The sequence below is a fragment of the Kitasatospora sp. NPDC057595 genome (genome assembly GCF_042800875.1).
GTDB lineage: Bacteria > Actinomycetota > Actinomycetes > Streptomycetales > Streptomycetaceae > Kitasatospora.
On sequence record NZ_JBHVGL010000001.1, the window covers coordinates 727163 to 739482 of the forward strand.

11 protein-coding genes are annotated in these 12320 nt (G+C 71.8%); 2 read left to right on the forward strand and 9 right to left on the reverse strand.

Going from position 1 to position 12320, the window contains the following annotated elements:
• Positions 1-41: 41 nt before the first annotated feature.
• The 5 genes from ACFU9E_RS03140 to ACFU9E_RS03160 form a co-directional block, all read right to left on the reverse strand.
• Positions 42-1445, reverse strand: a complete 1404-nt coding sequence (locus ACFU9E_RS03140; RefSeq protein ID WP_380681845.1) for a glycoside hydrolase family 26 protein — start codon at positions 1443-1445, stop codon at positions 42-44.
• Entirely contained in the window at positions 1445-3430 is a 1986-nt protein-coding gene (locus ACFU9E_RS03145; protein WP_380681843.1) for a glycosyltransferase family 2 protein, read from the reverse strand. Before ACFU9E_RS03145 ends, ACFU9E_RS03140 begins: the two co-directional genes overlap by 1 nt.
• A gap of 196 nt (positions 3431-3626) precedes the next feature.
• Entirely contained in the window at positions 3627-4643 is a 1017-nt protein-coding gene (locus tag ACFU9E_RS03150) for a DUF2510 domain-containing protein (protein ID WP_380681841.1), read from the reverse strand.
• Between the two features lie 98 nt (positions 4644-4741).
• Positions 4742-5236, reverse strand: coding sequence for a GNAT family N-acetyltransferase (locus tag ACFU9E_RS03155; protein WP_380681840.1), 495 nt, complete (start codon positions 5234-5236; stop codon positions 4742-4744).
• Positions 5179-5559 (reverse strand): hypothetical protein, encoded by a 381-nt coding sequence (locus ACFU9E_RS03160; protein ID WP_380681839.1) that lies wholly within the window; start codon positions 5557-5559, stop codon positions 5179-5181. Before ACFU9E_RS03160 ends, ACFU9E_RS03155 begins: the two co-directional genes overlap by 58 nt.
• 93 nt (positions 5560-5652) lie before the next feature.
• Between ACFU9E_RS03160 and ACFU9E_RS03165 the strand changes: the two genes are divergently transcribed.
• Positions 5653-6624 carry a helix-turn-helix domain-containing protein gene (locus ACFU9E_RS03165; protein ID WP_380681838.1) on the forward strand — a complete coding sequence of 324 codons (972 nt, stop codon included), beginning with the start codon at positions 5653-5655 and terminating at the stop codon, positions 6622-6624.
• Between the two features lie 16 nt (positions 6625-6640).
• Here the strand turns inward: ACFU9E_RS03165 and ACFU9E_RS03170 are convergent, their stop codons facing one another.
• From ACFU9E_RS03170 to ACFU9E_RS03185, 4 genes are all read right to left on the reverse strand, one after another.
• Positions 6641-7453, reverse strand: a complete 813-nt coding sequence (locus ACFU9E_RS03170) for a histidine phosphatase family protein (protein WP_380681837.1) — start codon at positions 7451-7453, stop codon at positions 6641-6643.
• A gap of 167 nt (positions 7454-7620) precedes the next feature.
• Positions 7621-9234 (reverse strand): monocarboxylate uptake permease MctP, encoded by a 1614-nt coding sequence (gene mctP, locus ACFU9E_RS03175; protein ID WP_380681836.1) that lies wholly within the window; start codon positions 9232-9234, stop codon positions 7621-7623.
• Positions 9231-9524, reverse strand: coding sequence for a DUF3311 domain-containing protein (locus tag ACFU9E_RS03180; RefSeq protein ID WP_380681835.1), 294 nt, complete (start codon positions 9522-9524; stop codon positions 9231-9233). The genes mctP and ACFU9E_RS03180 overlap by 4 nt, the downstream gene beginning before the upstream one ends.
• A gap of 292 nt (positions 9525-9816) precedes the next feature.
• A complete protein-coding gene (locus ACFU9E_RS03185) occupies positions 9817-10608 on the reverse strand; it encodes a GntR family transcriptional regulator (RefSeq protein WP_380687952.1) in 792 nt (263 codons plus the stop codon).
• A 336-nt stretch (positions 10609-10944) separates the two neighbouring features.
• Between ACFU9E_RS03185 and ACFU9E_RS03190 the strand changes: the two genes are divergently transcribed.
• Positions 10945-12237: an extracellular solute-binding protein gene (locus tag ACFU9E_RS03190; RefSeq protein ID WP_380687950.1), complete on the forward strand. Its 1293-nt coding sequence runs from the start codon at positions 10945-10947 to the stop codon at positions 12235-12237.
• The last annotated feature ends 83 nt before the right edge of the window (positions 12238-12320 follow it).

A 12320-nucleotide genomic window follows, 5' to 3' on the forward strand; every position in this document is an offset into this window, starting at 1 on the left:
GGCGGCGCTGCGCGGGCCGGTGGGCCTGCGGTCGGTCGAGGCTATCCGGCGTCGGCCGGCGTGGTCGTCCGGGGTTTGGTGGCGGTCGGCTTCTTGGCCGGGCCGACCGAGCTGGACGGCCTGGTGCCGGTGGTGGGCGTGGTACTCGGGGAGGGTGAGGCGGACGGCGATGGCGGGGCCGATGGCGGGGCCGTCGATTGGACCGCCCTGAGCGGCTGCGAGCGGACGGTCCACTGCCCTGCGTACCGGGGAGCGGAGACCCCGGCGGCGTACGCCGCGGCGGACGCGGCGGACGCGGTGACCCGCCAGTCGACCTCCTTGACGGCCTCGTACCAGATCAGGCCGATGATGTCGGGGTGCTGGGGGAGCTGGGTGAACATCTCGGTGATCCAGCGGGCCTTCTGGCCGGAGCTGTCGGTGGCCGCGGTCTCGGTGATGACCACGGGCTTCTGGCTGAAGGCCCGGAGCTTGCGCAGCGTCGGTTCGAAGATCTCGTCGAATGAGGCGTACTTCTCCAGGCCGACGGTGCCGTAGTAGCCGGACAGTCCGATCCAGTCGACGTAGTCGTCACCGGGGTAGAGCGAGTCCAGCGGGGTGGCGTTCTCGTAGTCGATGTTCGGGCTCCACACCCAGAGCACCTTGTCGGCGCCGGCCTGCCGGAAGAGGTCGTGGACGTGCTTCCAGGCCTGGACGTACTGGCCCCGGCGGTTGCCGTTGGCCTGCTCGGCCCACGGGTACCAGTAGCCGTTCATCTCGTGGGCGAAACGCAGCGCGATCGGGTAGCCGAGGTTCTTGACGCCCTCCGCCCATCGCTCGATGTAGGCGTCGAACTCGCCGCCGATGATGCGGCTCAGCGCGTAGTCGGGCTGCTCGCCGCGGAGCTTGTCGACCTTGGACTCCTTGTGGAAGTCCCAGGGCTCCCAGGCGACCATCGGCATGATGCCGCGCTCGGCCACGGAGTCGAAGATCCGGCGGTCGAACTGCCTGTCCCACCATCCGACGGAGAACTCCAGCACGTTCGGGCGGTGCTGCACGGCAGCGGCGAACTCCTCGACCGGGCCGAGGTCGTAGGGGCCGGCCTTGGTCATGATGCCCATGAAGGCGCCGCCGGCCGCCGGGAACTGGGCCGGTGCCGGTTCGGCCGGGGCCGGGGTGGCGCCGGTGCCGTCGCCGCCCGCCGGCGTGGTGACGGCGGGCGCGCCGGCCGGGGTGCCGGAGGGGTCGCCCGCGGCGGTGGTCGGGGCGGCGGTCGGCGCGGGGGCCGGGTCCGGCGAGGCCAGCGCGGCGACCAGCCAGTCCGGCATCGCGGTCGGCGCGGTGCCGGCGAAGGCGTACGGGGCGGGCGCGTTGCGGGCGTTGTACTTCGGCGCCACCACGAAGGTGTAGCCGACCATCAGCGCGAGCGCGAGCAGGCCGATGATCCGGGGCACGGTGATCCGCAGCATCAGCGGCCGCCCTTCCGGCCGCTGCCGGCCGGGGCGGGTTCCCGCAGTTCCGCCGGCTCCGGCCCAGGAACCGCCCCGGTGCCGTTCGTTCCGGTGTCCGTGTCGGCCGTCCTCGTGTCGTGCGTCGCCGCGGCGGCCACGGCGGTGTCCGGGTGGCGCGGGGCGGGTATCCCGGCCGTGGCCTGCCGCTCGGCCCGGGCGGTCCGGCGCGCGCTGACGAAGGAGATGACCGGGGGCGCGATGCCGGTGAACATGCTGAGACCGGCCCAGAACCGGAGCAGCCAGATGTCGTGGTGCAGGGCGAAGCTCGCGCCGAGCAGCCCGGCGGCGACGGTGGCCCAGAGCAGGTGCAACCGGAAGGTCGACAGTCGCTCGGCGCTGCGCAGGTCGCCCTTGGCGGTCACCGCGTAGGCGAGCGGGCGGCGCAGCAGCGCGGCGACGGCGGCGGCGACGTACACCGGCCCGGCGAACAGGGCCAGGCCCATGCCGGCCATGCCGATCTCGCGCCGCTCGTGGGCGGCCAGGTTGAAGCGGCGCAGCCACAGCCAGAGCAGGAACCAACTGCCCATGCTGGCGCCCCACAGCGAGGTCCAGAGCACGGTGTCGAGCTTGATGGAGGTGACCCCGCAGGCCAGGTAGACGGCGGTGGCGAGGCTGCCCAGCACGGTCGTCGCGGCCACGCTCGGGTAGTAGAACTGCACCAGCCCGTACAGCACCCGCTGGCGCAGCCGAAGCTGGATGCCCCTGCGTAGCCGGGTCTTGAGCAGGATCTCCCAGATCCCGAACGCCCAGCGCTTCTGCTGGTTGAAGTAGTCGGTCCAGGAGGTCGGGCCCTCGCCGACGGCGAGCACGTCCGGGGTGTAGACGCCCTTCCAATGGCGGCCCGTGGCCGGGTTCTCGGTGGCCTGCACCCGCATGCTGGTGAGGTGGTCCTCGATGATCGAGTCCTGGTAGCCGCCGATCTGCCGCCAGGCGGCGGGCCGGTAGAGGTGGTTGGTGCCGATCAGCAGCGGGGCGTCCATGCCGTTGCCGCCGCGTTCGACCAGGCCGGAGAAGAGGTACTGCTGCACGGAGGCACCGTGCGCGACCCAGTTGTCGTACATGTTGCCGTACACCTGGGGGGCGACGACGAAGGCGGTGTCGGGGGCGCGGAAGTAGCCGAGGGTGCGTTCCAGGAAGCACCGCAGGGGGACGTGGTCGGGATCCATCTGGGCCACCACGTCGTACTTGTGCTCGTGCTCGGCCCGCCAGGAGTTGTGGTTGCCGGACTTGGTCCGGGCCCGGAACTCGCCCTCGGCCTGGTTGTACTCGGGGCGCCCCTTGCGGCTGAAGTGGTGCACGCCCAGCCGGGCGGCCATGGCCTTGACCCGGTCGTCGTCGCCCTCGTCGAGGATCCAGACGTCGACCGTGCCGTCGTAGTCGACCTCCAGCATCGCCGCGAGGGTCCGCTCGACGATCTCGATCGGCTCCTTGGACGGCACGATCGTGGTGAGCATCGCGACCTTGAGGCCGGGCTGCGGGGCGAGCGGAACCGGGTCCTGGGCGCGGAAGGCGAACACCCAGACCGCGAGGTTCTGGACCAGTCGCACCAGTTCGACGGCCACCACGGCGCAGAAGCAGATCCGGGCGACGTTGATCCGCCAGTCGGTGGACCAGCCGACGCCCGGCCCGGGTATGTGCGAGGGCAGCAGCAGCCAGCCGACGAACACCAGGCCGGCCGCTGCGTTGAGCGCGACCAGCAGCGTCAGCGCAGTCTTGACACCGGGTGAGGAGACGGTGCGGTAGCGGACCGTCTCGACGCCCTCGCCGTCCTGCAGCGGCCCGGTGGTGTCGGCGCAGGCCAGGTAGGCCCGCCGGGCCGCGGCGTTGCGGGACTGGCTGCGGGTGGCACGCCGCTTGTGCGGGGCTTCGGGGAGGAGCCGGCTGTGGCGTCCTCGTCCGCGCCGGCCGGCGGCGTGCGTCGTCCGTTCGTCGGTGGCGTCCACCAGCCCGTCCCCCGTTGTGGGCCGCCCGTTGTACCGGGGCGGCTGTTGTCGTCCTCGTCCTGGCCCGTGCGTTCCGTGGTGCCCGCCGTGTGGGCGGCGGGCCCGTGGCCGCTAGTGAGCATACGGGCACACCCCGGTGACGGATCATCGGGGGCGGGGGCAACAGCCGGATGCCGTTCGTCCGGTTGTTCCCGGATCAGGGGGTGATCTTCACCGAGTTGGCGATCTGGTCCATCAGCGCGAGCGCCGGGGCCTCGGAGGATTGGTCCAGGCAGATCTGCAGCACGGGCACGGTGGTGGCCCCGGCCGCCGGGGTCACCTCCAGGACGCCGCAGTAGGAGTCGGGGGTCGAGGAGCCGCTGGACATCGGCACGTGCCAGAGCGCCAGATAGCCCTCCATGCCCTGGATCTTGACGGTGGACTGCTTGACGGGCTCTGGCGGCGTGGGCGCGTCGGAGCCGAAGCGGGTGTTGTACAGCAGTTGGCCCATGCCGAGGACCATGGACTTCGGGTCGGACCAGCCGCCGTTGAACACCCGGAGGTTCTGCACGACCAGGCCGCGGGTGCAGGCGCCGCTGCCGTGGCCGACGCAGGCGTACGGGGAGACCGCGTAGCGCACGTCGGTGGGGTTCTTGGCGTCGCTCTGGACCTGCCAGTCGGCCGGCAGCATGAAGTTCATCTTCGATTCCTGGCCGGTCACCGGCTTCCCGCCGGGCAGTTGCTGACCACCGGTCAGGGCGGTTCCCATGAAGCCGTTGGGGCTCTTCGGGTCGGCGGTGGCGGTCGGGCTCGCGGTACCGCCGGCCGAGGGGGCGGCTCCGGTCTTGTCGGCGGTGCGGTTGCCGACGACGTAGCCGCCGCCGGCCATGACCACGGACAGCACCACGGCGCCGACGCCGATCAGCACCCGGCGGCGGGTGCTGTTGGGCTCGACGGTCTCGAAGACCACGGAGGTCGGGGTGAAGGGCCGCGGCGCGGCCGGGGCGGCGGGCGCGGTCACGGTGGGCGTCGCGGTGACCGAGGGGGCGGGGCCGAAGGCGCCCGGGGCGCCGTGGTTCGGGACGCTGCCGGCGGTCCCGGCCGTCACGGTGGCGTCGGTCCCGGCGGTCGGCCGGGTGCGGCCGCTCCACGCGGATCCGTCCCACCAGCGCTCCGTGCCGGGCTGTCCGGAAGGATCGTCGTACCAGCCAGCCGGCGTGCTCCCCGTCGTCATGCGGCGGATCCTAGCAGTCAGCAAAATGCGATCGTCATATCCGCTGGCGGATCGCGTCCTTGGGCTCCGGGGCGGTGGTCGAGGAGCCTGACGACTGCTCAGAAGACCATGCTGTAGACCATCAGGTCGACGCCCGGGATCGGCGACCAGTCGCGCTCCGGGGCGCGGCGGAAGCCGACCCGCTCGTAGATCCGGTGCGCCGTGGTCATCCCCGGCTGGGTGGAGAACGCCATGCCGGCCAGGCCGAGCTCGCGGCTGCGGGTGAGCGCGGCACGCACCAGGGCCTCGCCGGCGCCCCGCCCGCGGGCGGCCGGGGCGGTGGCGAGCATCCGGATCTCGCCCTCCTCGGGGGTGGCGATGTCCGCCCAGGTGGTGCCGCCGACCGCGAAGGTGACGGTGCCGAGGACGGTCCCGTCGGCCGCGTCCACCGCGACGAGGAGTTCGGCCTCGGCGGCCCGGGCGGCCGCGTCGCGCAGCCGGTGCACGTACTCGCCCTCGGGCGAGGTGAAGCCGTCGTCGACGAAGGCCTGCGCGGTTATGCGGCCGGCTTCCTCGAACTCCTCGGTGCGGGCCGGGCGGATGACGATGTCCATCGGGCCAGTGTGCCGGAATCCCGGGGCACGGTGCTGAGCGGGGTGCGGGCCTCCGCTTCGGGGGCGGGAACGGTGGCGGAGACGGCCGCGGCGGCAACGGCGGTGGCGGGGTCGGCGGCCGGGCGGAGCGAGGCGGCGGGCAGGGTGCCGTAGAGCCGGTCGGGCAGGGCGGGGTCGTCGGGGTAGCCGCCCGGACGGTGCCAGTTGTCGCGTCCGGTGGCCCTCTGCCGGGCCACCTCGCGTCCGATCAGGGCGCCGAGCAGGCCGAACCCGCCGACGGCCCCGAGCAGGGCGAGTGCGCTGGCGAGCGTGTCGGAATCCATGGCTCCACCCTCCTGGAGGCGGCGGGGGGCGGCGAGTGGCAGGAATGCCCGATTGCATCGAAAAACTGCCAGCGGGCGGGTTACCCTGGCAGCATGCTGAAGAACGTCGTGGCCGTCGTCATGGAGGACGTCCACCCCTTCGAACTCGGGGTCGCCTGCGAGGTGTTCGGGCTGGACCGGAGCGACGACGGGCTGCCCGCCTACGACTTCGCGCTCGCGGGCGCCCGCCCGGGCCCGCACCGCACCCACGCCGGCTTCGCCGTCGACGTCCCGCACGGGCCCGAACGGCTCGCCGCCGCCGACCTGGTGGTGGTCACCGCCTCCTCGATGAGCGGCGAGTACCCGGCCCCGCTGCTGGACGCGCTGCGGGCGACCGTCGAGCGCGGCGCCCGGGTGCTGTCCATCTGCAGCGGCGCCTTCGTGCTCGGCGCCGCCGGCCTGCTGGACGGCCGCCGGGCCACCACGCACTGGCGGTACACCGCCGAGTTGGCCGCCCGCCATCCGGGGACCACCGTCGAGCCGGACGTCCTCTACGTGGACGACGACCCGGTGATCACCTCCGCCGGTACCGCGGCCGGCATCGACGCCTGCCTGCACCTGGTGCGCAAGGTGCAGGGCGCCGAGGTGGCCCGGGCGATCGCCCGCCGGATGGTGGTGGCGCCGCACCGGGAGGGCGGCCAGGCCCAGTTCGTGCACCGGCCGCTGCCGGAGGGCGGTGGCGACTCGCTCGCCCCGCTGCTCGACTGGATGCGCCACCACCTGGACGAGGAGTCGACCGTCGAGCAGTTGGCCGCCCGGGTCCACATGTCGCCGCGCACCTTCGCCCGGCGCTTCCACCAGGAGACCGGCACCACCCCGCACCGCTGGCTGATCGGGCAGCGGCTGCTGCTCGCCCAGCGGCTGCTGGAGTCGACCACCGAGCCGGTGGACGCCATCGCCGCCCGCTGCGGCTTCGGCAACGCGGCCACCCTGCGCCACCACTTCGGCCGCCGGCTGGGCACCACCCCGCTGGCCTACCGCCGCTGCTTCGCCGAGCCCGCGGCCGAGGTCGCCGTCCGGGTCTAGGGCGGGGGAAGGGGGCTCAGCCCGCGTCCTCCAGGTGCCCGGTCTGGTTCCAGCGGTCCGGGCGCAGCCGGCCGCCCTCGGCCCGCCAGACGCTCGCGGAGCAGTTGCGCACCGGCTCCAGTGCGGTCAGCTGCTCCTCGGTGAGCCGGTCCAGCACGTACCGGAGCATGAGCACCGTGCAGTCGTGCGCGACCAGCAGCACCGGCCGCCCGGCCTCCTCCGCGCAGATGTCGCGCAGCACGCTGCGCACCCGCAGCGCCACGTCGGCCCAGGACTCGCCGCCGGGCGGGCGGTAGTACAGCTCGCCCATCTTCCGGCGCCGGGCCGCCTCCTCGGGGTGGTCGTGCTCGATGGCGGCCTTGGGCAGCATCTCCAGGACGCCGAGCTCGCGGTCGCGCAGCCGTTCGTCGTAGCGCACGGCGAGCGAGACCGGGACGGCGCCGAGGCCGGCGGCCTGGGCGAGGGCGATCCGGGCGGTCTCGGCGGTGCGCACGTAGGGCGAGCACCAGACGCTGCGCGGCCGGTCGGCGCTGGGCAGGGCGGCCCACCAGCGGCCGAGCGCGTGGGCCTGCTGCTGGCCGTGCAGGGAGAGCGGGATGTCCGCGTCCCGGCTGCTGATCGGCACGCTGAGCGCGCCGGCCGCCTCGGCGAGCTGGAACTCGACGTTGGCGGTGGACTCCCCGTGGCGGGTGGCGATCAGGACGGAGGGGACGGGCGGCGGCCCGGTGACCGCGGTGGCCGCGGCGGCGCCCGCGGTCCGGTGCGGGACGGGCCGGTGCCGTCCGTCGGTGTGGTGCTGGCCGTTGAGGGTGGTACCGAGTTCTGCCATTGCCGCCGCTCCCCGTGGGTCGATCAGTTGCCGGCCGGTTGCCGGTCCGGTCTGGTTGGTGCCCTGAGTGTGGTGCCCCATGCATCCGGCTGTTCATACATATGATCGCGCCGCCCCCTCCAGTGTTGACCGAGGAGACGGCGCGACCACAGGGCGCGCGGGGCGTATCAGTGCGCTGCCACGGGCTCCGGCGCGTCCAGGGGCTCCTCCTCGCCGCCCTCGGCGCTGTAGTCGCCCGGCCGGGTCTCGTCCGGCCCGTCCGGCGCCTTGGCGGCGCGCAGCACCAGGGTGAGCGCCACCGAGACCAGCAGGTTGAGCACGAAGGCGGTGAGCCCGATGTAGCCGATCTCGCCGATGCCGGGGATCTCGGCGGCGTTCCCGCCGAAGTGCCTGGTCTTGGGGGTGGCGATCCCGTACGCCTTCCAGGTGCCGTAGACCATGCCGGCCGCCCAGCCGGCGAGCAGCGCCCAGTGGTGGAACCAGCGGGTGAACAGGCCGCCGACGATCGAGACGAAGGTCTGCAGGATCCACAGGCCGCCGAGCAGCTGGAGGTTGATCGCCGCCTGCTTGTCCATGCCGAGCACGAAGACCAGTGCGCCGACCTTCACCAGCAGCGAGACCAGCTTGGCGATCCGGGTCTCGTCGGCCGGGGTGGCGGAGGGCTTCAGGTACTCCTTGTAGACGTTGCGGGTGAACAGGTTCGCCGCCGCGATGGACATGATCGCCGCCGGGACGAGCGCGCCGATGCCGATCGCCGCGAAGGCGACGCCGGTGAACCAGTCGGGGAACATGTCCTCGAACAGCTGCGGCACCGAGAGCTGGGTGTTGAAGTCCTTGTCGCCCTTGCCGACCCCGGCCGCGACGGCCATGTAGCCGAGCAGCGCCAGCAGCCCCAGCATCAGCGAGTACGCGGGCATGATCGCCATGTTCCGCCGCACCGTGTTGCGGGACCTGCTGGCCAGCACACCGGTCACCGAGTGCGGGTACATGAACAGCGCCATCGCCGAGCCGAGCGCCAGCGTCGCGTACGTCCACTGCTTGTTCTCCGGCACGGTGAGCGAGCCGGCCGACCTGGGGGCGGCGAACTTCTCGCCGACCGCGTCGAAGATGTGGCCGTAGCCGCCGAGCCGGATCGGGATGTAGATCACCGCGACGATGATCACCACGTAGACCAGGGCGTCCTTGACGAAGGCGATCAGCGCCGGCGCCCGCAGCCCCGAGGAGTAGGTGTACGCGGCGAGCACGCCGAAGGCGATGAACAGCGGCAGGTCCTTGACGAACCAGTTGGCGTTCTCGCCGCCGCCGACGCCCAGCACGTCCAGCACCGCCTGGATGCCGACCAGCTGGAGCGCGATGTACGGCATGGTGGCGAGGATGCCGGTCAGCGCGACCATCAGGGACAGCGGCCGGGAGCCGTAGCGCCCGCGCACGAAGTCCGCGGGGGTGACGTAGCCGTGCACCCGGGAGACCGACCAGAGCCGGGGGAGGAAGAGGAAGACCAGCGGGTAGGCGATGATCGTGTAGGGGACGGCGAAGAAGCCCGCGGCGCCGGTCGCGTAGACGGCGGCGGGCACGGCGACGAAGGTGTACGCGGTGTAGAGGTCGCCGCCGAGCAGGAACCAGGTGATCCAGGTCCCGAAGCTGCGCCCGCCGAGGCCCCACTCGTCGAGGTGGAGCGCGTTGTCGGCGCGCCGCCACCGGGAGGCGAGGAAGCCCATCACGGTGACCAGCAGGAAGAAGAGGACGAACACCGCCAGCGCGGGCACGTTGACCCCGTTCATCGGGCGCCACCCGCCTTCCGGGCCGCCCGGGCGGCCCGGCGGGCCTTCTCGTCCCGGTTGACCAGCAGGTAGGCGGCGACCGTGAAGACGGCCGAGACCGGCACCCAGAGCAGCTGGTACCAGTAGAAGAAGGGGACGCCGCCCACTTCGGGGTCGGGCTTGTCGTACGAGCCCACCCAGAGCAGTGCGACGACCGGCACCAGCAGGGCGAGGCCGGCCAGCACCCGCTCGGGGGTGACCGCCGGGAGGCCGGGGCCCCCGGGCTCGTCCGGCTCCTCTGGCTCGGGCATGACAGATCGGTCGGTGAGGTCTGACGACATGGTTCGGCTCCGCTTCGGAGGGTTCACCTCGCCGGCGCCGCAACCCCCGGGAAGCCGCACGCCCCCGTTGGTCCGCCGAGCAGCACCACTGGTGATCGGCAGTCAGTACGGATGCGGAATCTAGAGCATCACGTGATCCGTGTCACCGGATTCACGACAACTTCCCGCCATCCGGGCTTCCCGCGCGCCGGGGAAACGCGACGGGCCCCGGCGCGCAGGGGGTGCGCGCCGGGGCCCGGACGTGCGCGGGCGCCGGGCCGGACTACTCCGGCCGCTTGAGGCGGGTGATGAACTTGTACCGGTCGCCGCGGTAGATGGAGCGCACCCACTCGACCGGGTCGCCGTCCGGGTCGAAGGAGTGCCGGGAGAGCTGGAGCATCGGCAGGCCGAGGTCGGAGCCGAGCAGACCGGCCTCGCGGGGGTCGGCGAGGGTGGTCTCGATGGTCTCCTCGGCCTCGGCCACGGTCACCCCGTAGACCTCGCGCAGGGCGGTGTAGAGCGAGTTGTGCTTGGCCAGGTTGCGGCGCAGGGCGGGGAAGCGCTTGGCGGACAGGTGGGCCACCTCGATGGCCATCGGGTCGCCGTTGGCCAGCCGCAGGCGCTCGATCCGCAGCACCCGGCCGCCGGGCTTGATGTCCAGCAGCGGGGCCAGCCGGTCGTCGGCGGAGATGTAGCCGATCTCGATCAGCCGGGAGGTGGGCTCCAGGCCCTGGGCGCGCATGTCCTCGGTGTAGGAGGTGAGCTGGAGGGCCTGGGCCACCTTGGGCTTGGCGACGAAGGTGCCCTTGCCCTGGATGCGCTCCAGTCGGCCCTCGACGACCAGCTCCTGCAGGGCCTGCCGGACGGTGGTGCGGGAGGTGTCGAACTGCGCGGCCAGCGCCCGTTCGGGAGGAACCGGGGTGCCGGCGGGCTGGGTCTCGGTGAGCTGCAGCAGGTGACGCTTGAGGCCGTAGTACTTCGGTACCCGGGCGGTCGGGTCCACGCCGCTCTGAGGAGCGGGATTCTTCACCAGGGGGTCGTTGACCTGGGCCGTGCTGCCCCCGTCGCTGCTCATCGGACCTGTCTCCCGCTTCTCGCAGAGCTCTCGCGAAGCCCCACCACATCATTAACGGCTCACATCGTTGCATGTATGGCTACGGAACGAATACCTCATCACGCGATGAACGATGTGCGGTGTCGGCTTGATAACGGGTGGTCCGGATCGGCCGAACAGCCGTTGACAGGCCCATTGGTCTAGGCCAAGCTCCAGGCATCTGGTCTACACCACTAGGCCGGTCACTATGAATCCCCCCACCCGTTCGCTGGAGTCCGCGGCACCATTCCTCCCACTTCGCGTGGGTATGCCGCTGCCACCCGACGGGGGTAACCAGGCATCCCTCAGGAGGATGGCGTGAAGCGTCAGCTCATCGCGGCGGTCGGCGTCGCGGCCATGGTTGTTGGTCTCGCGGCCTGTGGCTCGGACGCCAAGAAGGAGGGCGGCGACTCGGGCAGCTCGACCGCGGCCTCCTCGGGCAAGAAGGACTACAACGGCAAGACGCTCAAGGTCTGGCTCATGACCGGCTCGGCCCCCAAGGGCTGGACCGACTCCGTCAAGGCCGAGTTCGAGTCGACCTACCCGGGGTCGAAGATCGACTTCCAGGAGCAGGTGTGGGACGGCATCGGCCAGAAGATCACCGCCGCGCTCTCCGAGGGCTCGGTCGACGTGGTCGAGGTCGGTAACACCCAGACCGCGGGCTACGCGGCCTCGGGCGGCCTGCTCGACATCACCAAGGACAAGGCGTACCTGGGGGGCAGCGACTGGGCCGCCAACCAGAACGAGGCCGCCGTCCTCGACGGCAAGCAGTACGCCGCCCCGTGGTGGGTCTCCAACCGCGTGGTCGCCTACAACAAGGACCTCTGGGCCGCGGCCGGCCTGAAGGACGCGCCGAAGACCCTCGAGGAGTTCTACGGCGACCTGGACAAGCTCAAGACCACCGCCGGCGTCGACGACGCGATCTACATGCCGGGCCAGGAGTGGTACGTCTACTTCGGTCTGCTCACCAGCGAGGGTGGCAAGATCGCGAAGAAGGAAGGCGACAAGTGGGTCGGCGGCCTGTCCTCGCCCGAGGCGAAGAAGGCCTTCGAGACCTACCAGAAGCTGCAGAGCTACTCGAAGGCCCCGAAGGACAAGGACGAGGCCACCCCGCAGCAGAAGGACGTCTTCGCCAAGGGCAACGTCGGCACCATGATCGGCCTCGGCTGGGAGCTGCCGAAGGAGGAGGAGCTGTCGGCCAGCAAGATCGGCTTCTTCCCGCTCCCGGGCAAGACCGCTGACAAGGCGTCCGGTGTGTTCCTCGGTGGCTCGAACCTGGCCATCGCCCAGAACAGCAAGAACACCGACATGGCCAAGGACTTCCTGAAGGTCGCCCTCAACGACAAGAACGAGGGTCTGGTCGCGGCCGCCGGCAACATCCCGAACAAGGAGTCGCTGAGCAGCCAGGTCGCCGGTGACTTCGCGAAGGCCGCCGTGCCGGCCTCGAAGCAGGGTGCCATCACCCCGAACACCCCGAACTGGGCCAGCGTCGAGGACAAGCCGAACCCGATCAAGGAGTTCCTGACCGCGGCCCTGCAGGGCGGCGACTACGCGGCCACCGCGAAGAAGTACGACGACGAGATCGCGAAGCGGCTCAACCAGAAGCAGTAAGCAATCGAGCGGCGTCGCTCACCGGCTCCCGGCGGGGGGCCGGTGGGCGGCGCCTGTCCGTCGTGGTCGGGTTATGAGGAAGT

What these genes read in the sequence shown, in the direction of transcription:
- ACFU9E_RS03140 (WP_380681845.1), bottom strand. Translation starts at nt 1,445, where the DNA reads ATGCTGCGGATCACCGTGCCCCGGATCATCGGCCTGCTCGCGCTCGCG.
- ACFU9E_RS03150 (WP_380681841.1), bottom strand. Translation starts at nt 4,643, where the DNA reads ATGACGACGGGGAGCACGCCGGCTGGCTGGTACGACGATCCTTCCGGA.
- ACFU9E_RS03155 (WP_380681840.1), bottom strand. Translation starts at nt 5,236, where the DNA reads ATGGACATCGTCATCCGCCCGGCCCGCACCGAGGAGTTCGAGGAAGCC.
- ACFU9E_RS03160 (WP_380681839.1), bottom strand. Translation starts at nt 5,559, where the DNA reads ATGGATTCCGACACGCTCGCCAGCGCACTCGCCCTGCTCGGGGCCGTC.
- ACFU9E_RS03165 (WP_380681838.1), top strand. Translation starts at nt 5,653, where the DNA reads ATGCTGAAGAACGTCGTGGCCGTCGTCATGGAGGACGTCCACCCCTTC.
- ACFU9E_RS03170 (WP_380681837.1), bottom strand. Translation starts at nt 7,453, where the DNA reads ATGGCAGAACTCGGTACCACCCTCAACGGCCAGCACCACACCGACGGA.
- mctP (WP_380681836.1), bottom strand. Translation starts at nt 9,234, where the DNA reads ATGAACGGGGTCAACGTGCCCGCGCTGGCGGTGTTCGTCCTCTTCTTC.
- ACFU9E_RS03180 (WP_380681835.1), bottom strand. Translation starts at nt 9,524, where the DNA reads ATGCCCGAGCCAGAGGAGCCGGACGAGCCCGGGGGCCCCGGCCTCCCG.
- ACFU9E_RS03185 (WP_380687952.1), bottom strand. Translation starts at nt 10,608, where the DNA reads ATGAGCAGCGACGGGGGCAGCACGGCCCAGGTCAACGACCCCCTGGTG.